This is a genomic window from Vibrio sp. J2-4, assembly GCF_021728155.1.
Taxonomy (GTDB): domain Bacteria; phylum Pseudomonadota; class Gammaproteobacteria; order Enterobacterales; family Vibrionaceae; genus Vibrio; species Vibrio diabolicus.
The window spans coordinates 518,379-534,545 of the sequence record NZ_JAKKCN010000001.1 but is presented as its reverse complement, the minus strand read 5'-3'; the positions used below and the strand labels follow the sequence as shown (position 1 = coordinate 534,545).

The 16,167-nt window shown below is 43.6% G+C and carries 14 protein-coding genes and 1 riboswitch; of the genes, 6 read left to right on the top strand and 8 right to left on the bottom strand.

The features are described from left to right. Position 1 precedes the first annotated feature (1 nt). The 3 genes from mukE to cmoM are packed head-to-tail and all read right to left on the bottom strand — an operon-like array spanning position 2 to position 2,839. Positions 2-727, bottom strand: a complete 726-nt coding sequence (mukE, locus tag L3V32_RS02425; protein ID WP_006742118.1) for a chromosome partition protein MukE — start codon at positions 725-727, stop codon at positions 2-4. Continuing rightward, positions 708-2,045, bottom strand: coding sequence for a chromosome partition protein MukF (mukF, locus tag L3V32_RS02420; protein WP_048626187.1), 1,338 nt, complete (start codon positions 2,043-2,045; stop codon positions 708-710). Before mukF ends, mukE begins: the two co-directional genes overlap by 20 nt. A 2-nt stretch (positions 2,046-2,047) precedes the next feature. Next, on the bottom strand, positions 2,048-2,839 hold the full coding sequence (gene cmoM / locus L3V32_RS02415; protein ID WP_012841987.1) for a tRNA uridine 5-oxyacetic acid(34) methyltransferase CmoM: 792 nt from the start codon (positions 2,837-2,839) through the stop codon (positions 2,048-2,050). A gap of 114 nt (positions 2,840-2,953) precedes the next feature. Between cmoM and elyC the strand changes: the two genes are divergently transcribed. Then, complete coding sequence (gene elyC / locus L3V32_RS02410) at positions 2,954-3,739, top strand: envelope biogenesis factor ElyC (protein WP_006742121.1); 786 nt, start codon at positions 2,954-2,956, stop codon at positions 3,737-3,739. 71 nt (positions 3,740-3,810) lie between these two features. Here the strand turns inward: elyC and torR are convergent, their stop codons facing one another. Further along, entirely contained in the window at positions 3,811-4,521 is a 711-nt protein-coding gene (gene torR, locus L3V32_RS02405) for a two-component system response regulator TorR (RefSeq protein ID WP_005390726.1), read from the bottom strand. Between the two features lie 266 nt (positions 4,522-4,787). Here torR and torD point away from each other — a divergent pair, with 266 nt between their 5' ends. From torD to L3V32_RS02380, 5 genes are all read left to right on the top strand, one after another. Next, positions 4,788-5,435, top strand: coding sequence for a molecular chaperone TorD (gene torD / locus L3V32_RS02400; protein WP_006742122.1), 648 nt, complete (start codon positions 4,788-4,790; stop codon positions 5,433-5,435). A gap of 467 nt (positions 5,436-5,902) precedes the next feature. Then, positions 5,903-6,907 carry an HTH-type transcriptional repressor PurR gene (gene purR / locus L3V32_RS02395; RefSeq protein ID WP_005390722.1) on the top strand — a complete coding sequence of 335 codons (1,005 nt, stop codon included), beginning with the start codon at positions 5,903-5,905 and terminating at the stop codon, positions 6,905-6,907. Positions 6,908-7,192: 285 nt separating this feature from the next. Further along, a riboswitch (cyclic di-GMP riboswitch) is annotated at positions 7,193-7,282 on the top strand. Positions 7,283-7,398: 116 nt separating this feature from the next. Beyond that, on the top strand, positions 7,399-7,989 hold the full coding sequence (locus L3V32_RS02390) for a TfoX/Sxy family DNA transformation protein (protein ID WP_005390721.1): 591 nt from the start codon (positions 7,399-7,401) through the stop codon (positions 7,987-7,989). 115 nt (positions 7,990-8,104) lie between these two features. Then, positions 8,105-8,791: a TVP38/TMEM64 family protein gene (locus L3V32_RS02385; RefSeq protein ID WP_046874737.1), complete on the top strand. Its 687-nt coding sequence runs from the start codon at positions 8,105-8,107 to the stop codon at positions 8,789-8,791. A 20-nt stretch (positions 8,792-8,811) separates the two neighbouring features. Beyond that, positions 8,812-9,132: a DUF2007 domain-containing protein gene (locus L3V32_RS02380; RefSeq protein ID WP_225462357.1), complete on the top strand. Its 321-nt coding sequence runs from the start codon at positions 8,812-8,814 to the stop codon at positions 9,130-9,132. A 37-nt stretch (positions 9,133-9,169) separates the two neighbouring features. Here L3V32_RS02380 and L3V32_RS02375 read toward each other — a convergent pair whose 3' ends face one another. The 4 genes from L3V32_RS02375 to topA form a co-directional block, all read right to left on the bottom strand. Further along, entirely contained in the window at positions 9,170-9,973 is an 804-nt protein-coding gene (locus L3V32_RS02375; RefSeq protein WP_006742124.1) for an alpha/beta fold hydrolase, read from the bottom strand. Between the two features lie 110 nt (positions 9,974-10,083). Continuing rightward, positions 10,084-11,541 (bottom strand): glycogen synthase GlgA, encoded by a 1,458-nt coding sequence (gene glgA, locus L3V32_RS02370; protein WP_237283745.1) that lies wholly within the window; start codon positions 11,539-11,541, stop codon positions 10,084-10,086. After that, positions 11,531-12,748, bottom strand: a complete 1,218-nt coding sequence (gene glgC / locus L3V32_RS02365; RefSeq protein ID WP_005390714.1) for a glucose-1-phosphate adenylyltransferase — start codon at positions 12,746-12,748, stop codon at positions 11,531-11,533. The genes glgA and glgC overlap by 11 nt, the downstream gene beginning before the upstream one ends. Before the next feature lie 610 nt (positions 12,749-13,358). After that, positions 13,359-15,989 (bottom strand): type I DNA topoisomerase, encoded by a 2,631-nt coding sequence (topA, locus tag L3V32_RS02360; protein ID WP_005390711.1) that lies wholly within the window; start codon positions 15,987-15,989, stop codon positions 13,359-13,361. Positions 15,990-16,167 lie beyond the last annotated feature (178 nt).

Sequence of the window (16,167 nt, the reverse complement as noted above, 5' to 3'; positions counted from 1 at the left end):
CTCATGCTTCACCCTCTTCTGTTGTTTCTTCTTGGGCTTGGTCGTCTTGATCTTCTTCAGACAATAGGCTGCCTTGGCTTGGCTCTTTGGTGTGCACTACCGCTTCACCATCACGGATCAGACGCAATTGCGCTTCACGCATATCATCGCCAATACGTACATCGGCACCAAAGCGGAATACCGCTTCACTGATGCTGAATTTACCGGTTTCACCGATGTTGATGATCATGCCTAGACGACGCAGACGACGAAGTGACGTACGTACTTTTTCAAACAGCTTTTCTTTATCAAGGTCAGAACCAGTCGCACGGTTCGTCACTAGCTTCATCAGCTTATTTTCATCTGCTAGAGCAAGCAGTTCGTCGTACAGTTCTTGGTTAGTGAAGATGCCTTCGTGCGCAAGACGCTCTGGGCTTAGGTAAAGGAAACACAGTACCTTACCCACCAGCATATCCAGTTCAGAAAGAACACTACGGCCAATCAGAGACGTTGAACGTGGACGAAGGTAGAAGAAACCTTCTGGCGCTTTCACCAATTCGGTGTTGTAGCGTTGGTAGAAAGAAGAAAGCTCAAGTTCGAAGTCCGATAACAACGCGTGGTTATCCAGATCTTCACTTGAGATATGACGCCCTGCTCGTAGCATGCTGTCTAGCGCTGGGAACAGAGGGTTAGAAATTGCTTTTGCCAGTTTATCTGACATGTATTCATTAGTATCGGTCGATGACATTCGCTTGTACCTTTGCCCCAAATTCGTTGATTGCTTTCCAGTCCGGTTGAATCGCTTGGTAATCCGATTCTGAATACCCCAGACGTACGGCTTGATCAACGATAATGCGAGCTAAATCAAAATGATGAGTGTAAGGATGCTGTGCAAGGTAATCTCGCAATACCACACTCAAGTCGATTGGCGTGCCTTGATCTTTATGCGCTTTTAGCATGTCACCAATTCGTTCAGACAACTCATCATTGACTTGTTGAAACTCTTCGTATTCTACTTCCATCGGAACTTGACCCGTTACCTCGTCATCACGCAGGACTAGGGCCTCATCACGAAGGTCAGAAAGCCTTTCCGCATCTGCATAAGTCAGATACCAAGGCGCATCGAAGTAATCTTTGACGGATTGACGTAGACGCGAGCTAAACGCACGGTTCTTATCCATATCAATTGCAGTACGGATGAACTTGTGCACATGTCGGTCGTAACCAATCCAAAGGTCGATCGCTTGCTGGCCCCAGCTTGTGATTCGATCCAGCTTCATTTGCAGACCAAACAACGCTTCTTCGATGAACTCCAGCTCAGGATCGCCGTAAACAATTTCTTGAATATCTAGGATCTGAGTTTGCAGTTCATCACTGGCGGCTTGCAGCGTATCTTGAAGTTCACGCAACGTGCTTGATGTTTCTGATAGGAGCGCTTCACAGTTGTTGATCGCTTCGCGCCAGTCTTTATTTAGCAGGTCGGCAATTTGTTGTTTTACAGATTGCTGCTGCTCATCCATCACACGCTGGTTAAGATCGATTTGATCGAAGATTTCGCCTACAGAATATTTTAAAACTCCGTATACGTTTTTCTTCCAGTGGCCCGGTGTGCCACCTTTTTGTGCTGCCTCAATCGCTTTCGCCATTTCATCTGCCACCATAGACAGTTGAATAGAAAGGCGCAGTTTCGAGAACTCACGATGACGCACATAGTAATCGGTAATTCCTATCGCTAAAGGCGACAAGCGGTAAATGCTCGCTCCGTCGGTAATCTCACTGACAAAACGGCTAATAAGGCGCTGCTTGACCATCTCGTTGATGGCGTTGTTCGCACGAAAAGCGGAGGCTTCGCCAGTCTCATCAAATAATCGAGTGACGATGGCAAACGCATCATGCAATTCACCTTCACCCAATTCTTCATCGAACCTTTCATTACTCAGTACGGCAATGGCTATCAAGAATGCCAATCGCTCTGTGGTCAGGTTCAACGAGAAATCGTGCTGCTTAACCCAGCCAACCAACTCATCGATTGGTTGCTCTGCAGCATTGAGAGTCATCTCACTCATTGTTATTCCTGTTTATCGTTCTTTTTAGCCCACACATGAATGTAGCGGCCTAATGAGAGGTATGGCTCTTGTCGACAAAGTTGTTTTTCTAGCGCCAACACATCTTCAAACTCGTAATCGCCCATGTATTGCATATTACCTATGTAATCACTAAATGAGCGGATACCAGATTTGCCACAAATACTAAAGCCTGAATCTTCTATCCATTGGTAGACTTCTTCAGGTTTTAAGCCTTTTTGCGGCTGTAGTTTAAATCTTTTTCGGTGAGGCATGCCGTCTAATATATGAGGAATGTTGCCACAAACCACGTTTTTATAGACTAAACCATGGTGGTTATAGAACATCACTGATGCGATGCCTCCCGGTTTTACTTGTTCTAGTACCGTTTCAAGTGCGGCCTTAGGATCGACCAACCACTCCATGACGGCGTGAAACATAACAAGATCCACCTGTTCATCCATATGCTCACCAATGGATTGGACAGGCGAATGAATCAGGCGATACTGCTCAAGCAAACCGTTTTTTTCAATATCCTGCTTAGCCAACTGCAGCATTTCCGAAGATAGATCACATAAAGCGATTCGATGTCCGAGCTTAGCAAGCTTTTGCGACATTTGTGCCAAACCACCACCAGCATCCAACACCTCTAGGGGTTGCTGGTCAGCATCTAATTCACTTAGAATCTGTAGAAAATCTTCCCACACAATGATTTGGCGGATCTCCCCTTTGTCGGAGCCGTAAATATTTTTTGCAAATTTGTGGGCGATATCGTCGAAATTGCGGTCTTCTGTCACTTCTGCTGAGTTATCATAACGGATTGTGCCGCTATTCTGGCACAAGGAAAGCAGGAATAAAGAGGGGTACCCTCATTTTTATTATCAATTGATGTTTTTTCGGACTATTTATGTATGTTTGAGCTGAAAAAAGTAGTGTCAGCCTTGCTTATGCCACTTCCGGCATTGCTGCTGATAGGCTTGTTGGGTCTTGCTCTCATTAGTTTTACCACAAAACGTAAAACTGGCTGCTTCGTTGTTCTATTCTCTTTTGTTGGCATTTTTCTTGTTGCCTTCCAACCTGTTTCAACCAAGCTTCTTATGCCATTAGAGCGAGAGCATAAAGCCTTTTTGCCAGTTTCTGGCACCATCGACTACGTGATGGTTTTAGGGAATGGTCATGTTATCGATGACGAAATTCCACCCACCTCGCAGTTAAGCCGTGCAGCATTAATGCGCTTAACTGAAGGCATTCGTATTTTAAGAATGTATCCAGGTGCTAAATTAATTTTGTCTGGCTATGCTGGCGGTTCTGAAATTAGCCATGCGAGAATGATGGCGAACGTTGCCCTTGCGTTGGGAGTCGCGAAATCCGATATCATTTTATTAGAAGATGCGAAAGATACGTGGGAAGAGGCGCGTCAAGCGGCTGCATTCGTTCAACAAAAGGAGATTGTGTTAGTCACTTCTGCGAGCCACATGAGCCGTGCATTGTATGAGTTCAACGCAGCAGGCATTAAACCAATCCCAGCCCCGACCAACTTCTTAGCTATTAGCGAAATCAGTCAACCTTGGGATAAATACTCACCTAAAGCGCGTTACTTAGAACAAACGGAGCTTTATTGGCATGAGTACTTGGGCAGCATTTGGCAAAGATTGCGTGATACTGTCGGCCAAACACCAATGGTTGAAGCAAAGTAGTACTATCTTGAAACCACAAAAAGGAGAGCCGAAGCTCTCCTTTTTCTTTTTAAGACTTAGGTTTGTTCAGTTTAATCACCAGCAAACATATAGCCTTCGCCGTGCACCGTCACAAAAATTTGCGGGTTCTTTGGATCAAACTCCATTTTTGCGCGCATACGTCGAATAAGAACATCAATAGTACGATCATTGGGAGCATCAACTCGGTGGCTGATCATATTCAAAATACGCTCGCGACTTAACACCTGGTTAGGGTAAGACGATAACGCCACCAAAAGTTCGTATTCTGCTTTGGTCAATTTTACGGGTTCGCCGTTACGGCTCAGCGCACGACGTTGAATGTCGAATGTCCACTCTCCAAAACGTACAATATGTTCTTCACTGGTTTCGTTCGCTTTCGCGCTACCGCTACGCGCTGCTGAAATACGCCACAGCAAGTTTTTAACGCGAACCAACAATTCCCTCAGTTCAAAAGGTTTTGTCACATAATCGTCAGCGCCCATTTCTAGGCCTACGATTTTATCAATGCTATCCGTGCGTCCTGTTACTAATATGATACCAATATCCGATTGGCTACGTAATTCACGAGTAAGCATCAGGCCGTCTTCACCCGGCAGGTTGATATCCAGCATGATCAGGTCTACATCGCCCGCTTGCAGGACCTCACGCATTTCTGCGCCACTCTCTGCTTCGCTGACTTGGTAACCCTCATTTTGGAAATATCCCGCAAGCTTACTACGAGTTACAACATCATCTTCTACGACTAATACGTGATAGCTCATTTACACCACTTTTCTGTCTTCTTATTATCCAAGACGTATTCTATTCATAACTAGTAACATTTCTAGTCATAGATACATTAAAAAGCAAGATTTAGCGTTTTTATTGATTCAAAACAAGCTTACCCATCGCTATTAATAAACGTTAATTTTTGACCATAAAACATAATAATTATAGTTACTGCTATTCATTTTAATTGATTACACTTAGGGGATATCCCTAATTGACTTTGTGATGCACAACTTGAAGCATCATTCAGGAGCCCAAAATGCAAGAAGTGAAAGCTTTTAATGAAAAACGCGCTGAAATTTACTGGTGGTTTTCGAGCTTGTTCGCAAAAGAGCTAACAGAGAAAGAGCTGGAAGCCTACCACAGTGTTGAAATTCGCAGTTTTCTAGCAGGTTTAGGTGAAAATGAGTCACTGAAACCAGCCGTTGATAGCCTCGTTGATGCGCTAAACCGATTGCAAGATCGTGAAGACGCTCAATTGGAGCTTGCTGCTGACTTTTGTGAACTGTTTTTGAAGACAGAAAAATACGGCGCTCTTCCTTACGCATCGATGTACATCGGTGAATCAGGTTTGCTGAATGACAAGCCAGCCGAGGAAATGGAAAAGTTGATGGCAGAATTTGGCGTTCAAGTAGATGAAAATCTAAAAGAGCCTGCTGACCACTTAGCCGTTGAACTCGACTTTCTCGGCAACATGATTATCCGCTCAAACGAACTTGAGCAAGAAAAACACATGGAAGAAGCCTTCGTTAAACAAAACGACTTTATCCAGCAACAGTTGATGTCTTGGCTACCTCAGTTTGCAGACAAATGTAAACAATTCGACGAATTTGGGTTCTACTCGAGCGTCGCGAAACTATTAGTTGCATTTTGTAAACTAGACAGCGCTTACCTTCTTGGGGAATAATTGCCGCCTATTTTTTAAGGAGCCCGCCTATCGGGCTTCCTGTATACCTGAAATAACTGAATGTAAGTAAGTTGGGTATATTATTCGTTTGCCTTAACTTAGCTCAAAGACGCTTGGTTATTTAGCAGTCAAAATGTGACTTCAAATACACAAATCTCTTGCTGAAAACATTGCTAGCCAGTCCACATAGGGCTAAAATGTGAGCGCAAACGATTAAATATGATTTATATGTAAACCGCTGAAATATAGCGGTTTTTGTGTTTTTTAACAGGTTGATGGCAATTTCTCATCAGATAGAAAAAAGATAAAATTCATCGACCGATGCTGCTACGTACCCTTTTGTCGTACTTGGACCAACCGCTGCCGAAACACTTAGCGCCAACCTTAGATTGCTGGGTGTAAAACCATTAGAGCATCAGGTACATCCAACACGACATATTTCAGTAGCTCGATACAGGACACCATTTATGGCCACTATAAAAGACGTTGCTCGCTTAGCCGGCGTTTCCACTACGACAGTTTCGCACGTTATCAATAAAACGCGTTTCGTTGCAGAAGCAACGCAAGAAAAAGTAATGAAAGCCGTGGACGAGTTGAATTACGCGCCAAGTGCGGTTGCACGCAGCCTAAAGTGCAACTCAACTCGTACGATTGGCATGTTAGTAACGCAGTCAACCAACCTATTCTTCTCAGAAGTGATTGACGGGGTTGAGAGCTACTGTTACCGCCAAGGCTACACTCTGATTCTGTGTAATACGGGTGGGATTTACGAAAAACAACGCGATTACATCCGTATGCTGGCTGAAAAACGTGTTGATGGCATCCTAGTGATGTGTTCTGACTTAACCGAAGAGCTTAAAGAGATGCTTGACCGTCATGCCGACATTCCTAAAGTGGTCATGGATTGGGGTCCAGAAAGCTCACAAGCGGACAAGATCATGGATAACTCAGAAGAAGGTGGCTACATCGCAACCAAACATCTGATCGACAATGGCCATACTGATATTGCTTGTCTAAGCGGTCATTTTGAAAAACTTGCTTGCCAAGAGCGCATTGCAGGTTTCCGTCGCGCGATGAGCGAAGCAAACCTAACTGTAAATGAGGACTGGATCCTTGAAGGTAACTTTGAATGTGATACGGCCGTATTAGTCGCAGATAAAATTACAGCAATGGACAAACGTCCGACAGCGGTATTCTGTTTTAACGACACAATGGCTCTGGGCCTAATGAGCCGCCTACAACAAAACGGTATCAAAGTTCCTGATGATATTTCAGTGATCGGCTACGACAACATCGAGCTTGCGGAATACTTCTCTCCACCGTTAACAACTATCCACCAACCTAAACGTCGTGTGGGTAAAAATGCGTTCGAGATCCTACTTGAGCGAATCAAAGATAAAGAACACGAAAAGCGAATTTTCGAAATGCAACCTGAGCTTGTAATTCGAAACACCGTGAAGAAAATGAACTAAAATTCGCCAAATATAACGATGTCAAATAAGCGCTCTAAAAGGGCGCTTATTTTTTATCTCTAAATAACTTTTCCCTGACTTAGGTTTGTTAGACAAAAAATCTCGAATCTCTAAGTCTCTGTTTTATATGTAGGTAAATCACACTCCCTCACAACCTCGAGATCATCCCGCCTTATTCTCAAATATGCACAAACATGCGCTTACCGACACTTTTTATTGAACCAAAATCACACTTTTGCGGGTAAAACGTGATGTTAATTCAATATACGAAGTATGCTCACTCTGTCACGCACAGGGCAAACCATTCGAAAGGGTGGGACGCAAAGCCTCCGGCCTGAACCATAGTACTATATGGAAGGTAGCGGGGTTACCGATGGCAAGTGTGCAAGCGATGACTTTACCCTGTAATGACATTGCTTTTGCGCATGTTTGCTACTCTCTCGGACCTGACTTTTGGTGGCGTAATATTAATTACACCGAGATAACAAAACATGGATAAACCGATACTCAAAGACTCTATGAAGCTATTTGAGGCACTTGGTAATATCAAGTCGCGCTCAATGTTTGGTGGCTTCGGACTATTCGCTGATGAAACAATGTTTGCACTAGTTGTAAATAATCAGCTTCATATAAGAGCAGACCAACAAACTTCATCTGACTTCGAGAAACAAGGGCTAAAGCCTTACGTTTATAAAAAACGTGGCTTCCCAGTCGTTACTAAGTACTACGCAATTTCCAACGATTTATGGGAGTCTAGCGAACGCTTAATCGAAGTAGCTAACCAATCGTTGAAAAAGGCAAAGCTTGAAAAAGAACAGCAAGCAACTACAAAGCCTAATCGCTTAAAAGATTTGCCTAACTTACGACTGGCGACTGAACGCATGCTGAAAAAAGCAGGCATTGAGTCAGTAGAAAAACTGGAAGAGGAAGGTGCACTTAACGCTTATAAAGCGATAAGAGATACGCACTCTGCAACCGTCAACATTGAACTGTTATGGGCACTAGAAGGGGCTATTAACGGTACTCATTGGAGCGTTGTACCTCAAGCTCGCCGAGATGAGTTGATGAATGGCCTCCAATAAAAGTCGGCCTTAAAAACTATCTTGTAAAACCGCAGTCTAATCTGCGGTTTTTTTGTGAAATTTTTTCGACTTTCCTTCTGTCTTATTACATATATCCCAAATTGGAATCATAAATATGAATAAGAAACTGATATTAGGCCTAATCCTGGTCGCGATCATTATCTTTTTAGGCGTTAACTTTAGTCAGTATTTAACGTTGGAAAATGCAAAAGCCCAACAAGAAGCGCTGACCACATACATCGATCAGAACTTTGTTTTTTCGGCAGCTATTTACTTTTTTGCCTACATTGCAATTACCGCTTTTTCTATTCCTGGGGCTGCTGTGGTTACATTACTTGGTGCGGCTCTATTTGGTTTTTGGACGAGCTTATTACTGGTTTCTTTCGCCAGTACTATGGGTGCAACGCTAGCATTTTTAAGCAGCCGATATTTGCTGCGTGACTGGGTACAAAACAAGTTTGGTAATAAGTTAATCGCAATTAACCAAGGTGTCGAAAAAGACGGTGCATTTTATCTATTTTCCTTGCGTCTCATTCCGGTATTCCCTTTCTTTCTTATCAACTTGTTGATGGGCTTAACGCCAATGTCTGTAGGTCGATTTTACCTTACTAGCCAAGTAGGTATGTTGCCAGGCACTGCAGTTTACTTAAACGCCGGTACTCAGTTAGCAACAATTGAAAGCCTGTCAGGCATTATTTCACCTGCGGTATTGGCCTCTTTTGCATTACTGGGGCTGTTTCCAATCATCACTAAATGGGTTATGAATAAAGTAAGGCCGACACCGAGTCAGCAAAACTCATAATTCGTAAGTGGACGTGTTTGATGAAAATATTTATCGCTAAAAACCCAGCAGAAGCGCATATCGTGTGCGAATTATTGAAAACCGAGCAAGTCTATTGTGAAGTCCGCGGAGAAGGTATTTTCGGTTTAAAAGGAGAGCTGCCGTTTAGTGATGATACCGATCCTTATGTCTGGCTTTTTGACGCCAAACAACGAGTAAAAGCAGAAGGAATAGTACAAGCCTACCGCAAACAATCCGATGGAAATGAGTATCAAGATTGGCAGTGCCCGAAGTGCCATGAGGTAAACGAGGGGCAGTTTGGTGCTTGTTGGCAATGTGGACATCAAATAGGGGAGCCTTAATAACTCCCCTACTCCTACTCAATCGATTTATTCAGCGCTAAGCAGAAACCGTTTGCTGCTTAATAAATTCGATGGAATGTTGGTTGAAATCTTCAGGCCGCTCAACATTACAGACATGACCACAGTTGGGGATCTCTCGTAAAACACTAAGCTTATGCGCCGCAACCATTTCTTTAACAGGCTTAATAAACATGTAATCTCTGTCGCCCATTAAATAGAGTGTGGGAATGGGTAACTCTCGATCTTTAAAATACTTCATTAAAGGATTTACATCAGCAGCAAGAATAAACCAACGTTTAAATTCTTTTTGGCAAAGCTTCTTGGCCTCACGAATAAAAAGATGGCGAGACTCTCGCTGGCTTCTCTGTGGCATAACAATGTACGCAAAAAGTTTGTAGAGCCACATGTACGGCAGAATGTGCTTACAAAAATTACCTAATTTAACCAATATTTGAGAACGAGTATTGAGCCTTGTGACAGCACCACCGAGTACCATTGAACGCACGCGCTCTGCTGATAATTCAGCAAGGTTTCGAACAATAATGGTACCAAGTGACATACCGACAAAATGAGCGGATTGGATCTTTAAATGGTCCAATACTTTCAAAATATCTTGGGTAACTTCCGTAAAGGTATAACGGCTGGCAATGAGCTCTTTAAGTAACTGATTTGACTTTCCATGACCTCTTAAATCGATCAGCAATAAGTTAAAATGTTGCTTGTAAGCTTTGATTTGCTTGAACCAGATAGAAGAGCTACCGCCAGCACCATGCACAAATACAACCCACTCATGACTAGTAGGGTGCAAATAGGTTTTATGAAAAAGTAGCGGCTGGGTCATATTCAAGTATCAAAAAGGTCGTGCTATTGAGTAAAAAGCCATCCTACCACACTCCCCTTACTCAAGATAATAAAGGCACCTCATTCGGTGCCTTTCGTTACAATTTTAAGTCAATTTAACGCCGAATTGTAAAGTTGCAAATAAGCTTCTGCGGCCTTTTGCCAACAAAAATCTTGTTGCATCGCGTGCAACTGTACTTTATTCACTTCAGGTTCGTTTTGAGCATAGAGCAATAGTGCCCTTAGCATCGTTAACAACAATGCCTGCGGTGTCGGTTCGAAAAAAACAAACCCCGTCGCTTCAGAAGAGTTCACATCATAATCGTTGACGCTGTCTTTTAGACCACCGACACCACGTACTATCGGCAATGTACCGTAAGCCATACTATAGATTTGATTCAAACCACACGGCTCAAACTCAGAAGGCATCAGAAAGAAATCAGAACCCGCTTCAACGATATGCGCAAGTTCATTATCATAAGCTTCTACGAAGACAAATTTACTAGAAAACTGTGCAGCAACCTCTTCTAGCTGAGCGGCTAGTACAGGGTCTCCGGTCCCAACGACAACTAGTTGAACATCGTGCTTCAAAAAATCGGCCAAAGCAGGCAACAAGTAATGCACACCTTTTTGCTGGGTCAACCGACAAACCATACCGAACATGGCTACATCTTTTTCAGGCAAATTTAGCCGCAGTTGTAATGCTTGTTTACACGCTTTCTTGCCTTGCGTCATACTTTGTTGGTCAGCGCAGTAATTAACTGGCAAGTAAGTATCCGTTTCCGGGTTCCAAGCACTGTAATCACAACCGTTCAAAATACCAACTAAGTCCTGCGCGCGTTGCTGAAACTCCCAAGCCATTCCATGACTGCCAAGCTCTGTTTTGAGTTCCTCTGCGTACGTAGGGCTGACCGCGTTTATCTTATCGGCATTCATTACACCAGCTTTGAGCATAGTAATATGCGTTGCACTCACCGCAGCATCGGGAACGTTTCGACAATGAAACTCTGGCAAGCACTGCACGTCTTCATAACTAAATACGCCTTTAAAGACCGCATTGTGAATTGAAATGACGCTTTTAGTATGAGCAAAAAACGGATCATTGCTATACCTGTGCTTGAGCAAAAATGGAACAAGACCAGTGTGCCAATCGTTCGCGTGTATGATATCCGGCTGAAAAGCAAGCTTCGGCAACATGTCTAAACATGCCGCACTAAAAAACGCAAAGCGCTCACCGTTATCGGTATACGCTTGGTTGTTCTCCGCATACATCGATGGTCGATTGAAATACGGCTGACAATCAATCAGATAAACAGGATTTTGACCTAGCATGAGCCGCAGAACTCGATACTCCGTATGCGGCCATGATGTTAGTTCTGTTTCTAATACAACTTCTGCGTCAGCGAGTTTATCAATACTGCTGTACGCGGGGATGGTAATTCTTACGTCTTGCTGTAGGTTTTGAAGGGCTTCCGGTAGTGCCTTGGCAACATCTGCCAAGCCACCACTTTTAATGAGACCTTCGACCTCAGAAGCTACAAACAGAATAGATAAGTTGTTAGTAGCCAACTCGAGCTCCTTTCGGAATAACAACAATGCCCTCCTCAGACACGTGGAAGTGTTTTTTATCTTCTTGAAGATTCACACCAATCTGAGTACCAGGAGCAATATCGGCATCCTTATCGACAATCACACGACGTAAAACACAGCCTTCGCCAATTTTCACGTCACCAAGAAGGATACATTCGCTGATATCGCAAGCAGATGCAATATTACTGCGGAACCCAAGCACCGACTTTTCTATTCTTGAGCCTCTGACGTAACTGCCATTACATACCAAACTGTCGATGATCTGAACACGGCCATTATCAGAGTCTGTAAATGTCGCTGGCGGCAATGGAGGATAATAAGTATGCAGCGGCCATTTACGGTTATATAGTGAAAACGGTGCGTCTTTTTCTAGCAGATCCATGTGCGCTTCCCAGTACGCATCAATGGTTCCCACGTCACGCCAGTACACCTCTTCTCTTTCACCGCTGATTTTGTTAGTACTGAAGTCATACACGAACACGTCACCTCGAGGGAACATCTTAGGAATAATATCCTTCCCAAAATCATGTGATGAAGCTTCATTATCCGCATCTTCAACCAACTCAGAGAATAACACCTGAGCCTCAAAAACGTAGTTACCCATTGAAACTAAAGCGTAATCAGGATCGCCAGGAATTGACTTCGGGTTTGCTGGTTTCTCTTCAAAGCCTATCATGCGACCTTCACTGTCCACTTCGATAACCCCAAATTGCGACGCCTCTTTTAGTGGCATACGCAATGCAGATACCGTCAGAGAAGCCTGCTTTTCTGAATGGAAGTTCAGCATTTGTTTGATATCCATCTTATAGATATGGTCAGAGCCAAAAATACAAACTTGCTCTGGTTCCTCTAATTCCATAAAACGGAGATTTTGATAGATCGCGTCTGCCGTTCCTTCGTACCAACGCTTACCAGTGCGCATTTGAGCAGGAATAGGATCGATAAAGCGGTCAGTGATGCCATTAATGTTCCAGCCCTTTTTTAAATGATGGAACAAAGATTGAGATTTAAATTGGGTGAGGACGTAAATGCGCATTAAATCCGCATTTACAAAATTGTTTAGAGCAAAATCGATCAATCGATAGCTACCACCAAACGGTACCGAAGGTTTACTACGAGATTCTGTTAAAGGTCTCAAACGAGAGCCTTCACCGCCAGCAAGAATCATTCCCAAAACACCAGCCATTTGTTGTTCTCCATATCGTTATAGCTTGGATTTGGTACTCGCTTGAATGAGTCATACTCGGGGAGTCAAGCGAATACATTTAGTAACCGTATCAGGAGTTTCTTTGAACTCTTACAACACGATAAAAAAGCTACGGCACTTCCAGTATGCAACGTCCACTCTTTTCTTATTTTTCGACGCAAAATGCACACAGTTGCACTAATTTTTGTAATAAATTATCTAAGCAGGTTCTAAATTACAATTTTTAATACGCCATTCTGTGTTCCATACAGTTCTTGCTTACTCAAGACGATATCTAGATCACACATGCAAAAGCAAACGATTACATTATGAAAACAATTTACGAACGGATTCACTACACCACCGACTTTTTGAGCTTAATATATAACAAATATATGAACGCAAAATGAAAGTTACGACGAATGTTTTTTACATAAAAAATACGTTCGCTACCAATAAATCGTGACTCTGGTGTTTTCTAGCGACAATGGTGCTTGTTAAAGTGAGGAAAGGTCGATTAAAGGAAGAATGCGCAGGAGAAAACTGTCGGCCCCTACGCAAAAAAGGCAGCGATATCGCTGCCTTTTTACATTACCTTAATGGTGCATTTTTATGCTTTCGCTTTTTTACGCTTATCTGTGACTTCCCACTTACCTTCAACAAAGAGCGCTGTCCAACCAGATGGTTTGCCGTTCTCTTCCGAACGAACGTAGTTCTCTTTTGTTTTGCGACTAAAGCGTACAACTGCAGGACGACCATCAGGATCTTCTTGCGGTGCGGTCGCTAGGTATTTGAACTTCTCAGGTAAACGCTCTTCAAAACGTGCCAGTTCAGCAACCAAAGGAGCACGTGTCTCGCGCGATTTAGGGAAGTTGCTTGCCGCCATAAATAGACCTGAAGCACCATCACGAAGTACGAAATACGCATCTGAGTTTTCACATGGTAACTCGGGGAAATGAACAGGATCTTCTTTCGGTGGCGCGACTTCGCCATTCTTCAGAATCTTACGAGTGTTCTTACACGTTTCACTCGTACAGTCCATGTATTTACCAAAGCGACCGTTCTTAAGCACCATATCTGAGCCACATTTGTCACATTCAACAACTGGACCATCATAGCCTTTGACTTTGAACTCGCCGTATTCAACAAGGTAGCCCTCACAGTTCGGGTTATTACCACAAACATGCATCTTACGCTTGTCATCAATCAGGTATGCGTCCATCGCCGTTTCACAGATCGGACAACGCTTTTTAGCACGAAGCGCGGCCGTTTCAACGTCTTCTTCTAGAACGTTAATAATACCCTCTTCGTCACCCAAGTTGATGGTTGTCTTACAACGCTCTTTTGGTGGTAACGCGTAACCAGAACAGCCTAAGAACACACCTGTCGAAGCAGTACGGATACCCATTGGACGGCTACACGTCGGACACTCGATATCCGTCATGACGATGTGGTTTAACTTCATACCGCCTTCTGACTCATCCAGCTCCGCTTTTTCAAGATCGCCAGTAAAATCAGCAAAGAAGTTGTCTAACACAGCTTTCCAGTTCACTTCACCTTCAGCGATTTGGTCCAATTTCTGTTCCATACGCGCAGTAAAGTCGTAGTTCATCAAATCGTTAAAGCTGTCATCAAGGCGGTCAGTAACAATTTCACCCATTTTTTCAGCGTAGAAACGGCGCTGATCAACTTTCACGTAACCACGATCTTGAATCGTAGAAATGATCGATGCGTAAGTCGACGGACGACCAATACCTCGTTTCTCCAGCTCTTTAACCAGTGCTGCTTCAGTGTAGCGCGCAGGTGGCTTTGTAAAGTGCTGTTTAGGGTCAAGTGACTCTAAACTTAGCTTATCGCCAAGTTGTACCGCAGGAAGGATTGTATCCTCGTTTTTGCCCATTGGACGTTGTACACGAGTCCAGCCGTCAAATTTAAGGATACGGCCTTTCGCTTTAAGCGTGTATTCTGCTGCTTTTACGCTGATGGTTGTTGAATCGTATTCTGCTGGCGTCATTTGACACGCGACAAACTGATTCCAAATCAAAGCGTAAAGTTTGTGCGCATCAGCATCGACACCTTGCAGGTCTTCCGCTTTAACACCCACATTTGAAGGACGGATCGCTTCGTGCGCTTCCTGTGCCCCTTCTTTACTGCCATACGTCAGCGGTTTCGCTGGTAAGTACTTATCACCAAATTCAGAACCAATAAAGTCACGTACAGCGTCCACAGCCTCGGCACTTAGGTTAGTCGAGTCCGTACGCATATAAGTGATGTAACCGGCCTCATAGAGGCGCTGAGCTAGCATCATAGTCTTTTTCACGCCGTAGCCCAGACGTGTACTCGCTGCCTGTTGAAGCGTAGAGGTGATGTAAGGTGCTGAAGGCTTGCTCTTCGTCGGGCGATCTTCACGCTTACATACTTCGTAACTTGCATTCTCAAGAACAGACATCGCTGCTTTGGTTTCTGCCTCATTAACTGGCTTAAACGCAGAACCATCTTTCTGAGCAACAAGTAGTTTAAAGTCCGCTTTGTCTTTCGTTTTCGTATTCGCATGAATATCCCAGAATTCTTCTGGTACAAACGCGTTAATCTCACGCTCACGCTCAACTAATAGTTTCACCGCAACAGACTGCACGCGACCAGCAGATAAACCACGAGCCACTTTTTTCCAAAGTAGAGGTGAAACCATAAAACCAACGACACGGTCCATGAAGCGACGTGCTTGTTGGGCATTTACACCATCCATGTTCAGCTCACCAGGTGTCTGGAAAGCTTGTTGGATCGCGTTTTTCGTAATTTCGTTAAAAACTACACGTTTGTATCGCTCTTCATCGCCACCGATGATCTCACGAAGGTGCCATGCGATTGCTTCCCCTTCGCGGTCCAAGTCGGTTGCGAGATAAACGCAATCTGCGTCTTTGGCGAGTTTTTGTAGTTCGTTGACAACTTTTTCTTTGCCTGGAAGGATTTGGTAATTCGCTTCCCAGTCATGATATGGGTTAATCCCCATTTTTTTGATCAACGCTTTGCGGTCTTTCTCTTTTTTAACGCGCGCTTTCTCTTCCGGACTCATCCCTTTTGTTGAGATGGCTGCGGCTTTTTTCTCACCAGTGCTTTGACCGGCCGTAGGCAGATCACGCACATGACCAACACTAGACTTAACAATAAAGTCTTTACCAAGGTACTTATTTATCGTCTTTGCCTTGGCTGGTGACTCCACTATAACGAGTGATTTACCCATAACTGACTCTAACGTCCTTCATAATAATGCGGGTAGAAACCTTGTTTAAAGGCCACCCGCATAATGTTCTATTTCATTGCTTCTTTTTTTACTATTGTGCGAGATGAAAAGAAGATCAACTGCTTTTTTGAAATTCAGATCCGATTGGTTGACAATTCATCGTCTTTATACTTCAAAG

Coding starts and splice junctions, on each gene's coding strand:
- L3V32_RS02390 (WP_005390721.1), top strand. CDS start 7,399: ATGGATAAACCGATACTCAAAGACTCTATGAAGCTATTTGAGGCACTT.
- L3V32_RS02385 (WP_046874737.1), top strand. CDS start 8,105: ATGAATAAGAAACTGATATTAGGCCTAATCCTGGTCGCGATCATTATC.
- L3V32_RS02375 (WP_006742124.1), bottom strand. CDS start 9,973: ATGACCCAGCCGCTACTTTTTCATAAAACCTATTTGCACCCTACTAGT.
- torR (WP_005390726.1), bottom strand. CDS start 4,521: ATGAGCTATCACGTATTAGTCGTAGAAGATGATGTTGTAACTCGTAGT.
- topA (WP_005390711.1), bottom strand. CDS start 15,989: ATGGGTAAATCACTCGTTATAGTGGAGTCACCAGCCAAGGCAAAGACG.
- mukE (WP_006742118.1), bottom strand. CDS start 727: ATGTCATCGACCGATACTAATGAATACATGTCAGATAAACTGGCAAAA.
- purR (WP_005390722.1), top strand. CDS start 5,903: ATGGCCACTATAAAAGACGTTGCTCGCTTAGCCGGCGTTTCCACTACG.
- glgC (WP_005390714.1), bottom strand. CDS start 12,748: ATGGCTGGTGTTTTGGGAATGATTCTTGCTGGCGGTGAAGGCTCTCGT.
- torD (WP_006742122.1), top strand. CDS start 4,788: ATGCAAGAAGTGAAAGCTTTTAATGAAAAACGCGCTGAAATTTACTGG.
- elyC (WP_006742121.1), top strand. CDS start 2,954: ATGTTTGAGCTGAAAAAAGTAGTGTCAGCCTTGCTTATGCCACTTCCG.
- L3V32_RS02380 (WP_225462357.1), top strand. CDS start 8,812: ATGAAAATATTTATCGCTAAAAACCCAGCAGAAGCGCATATCGTGTGC.
- mukF (WP_048626187.1), bottom strand. CDS start 2,045: ATGAGTGAGATGACTCTCAATGCTGCAGAGCAACCAATCGATGAGTTG.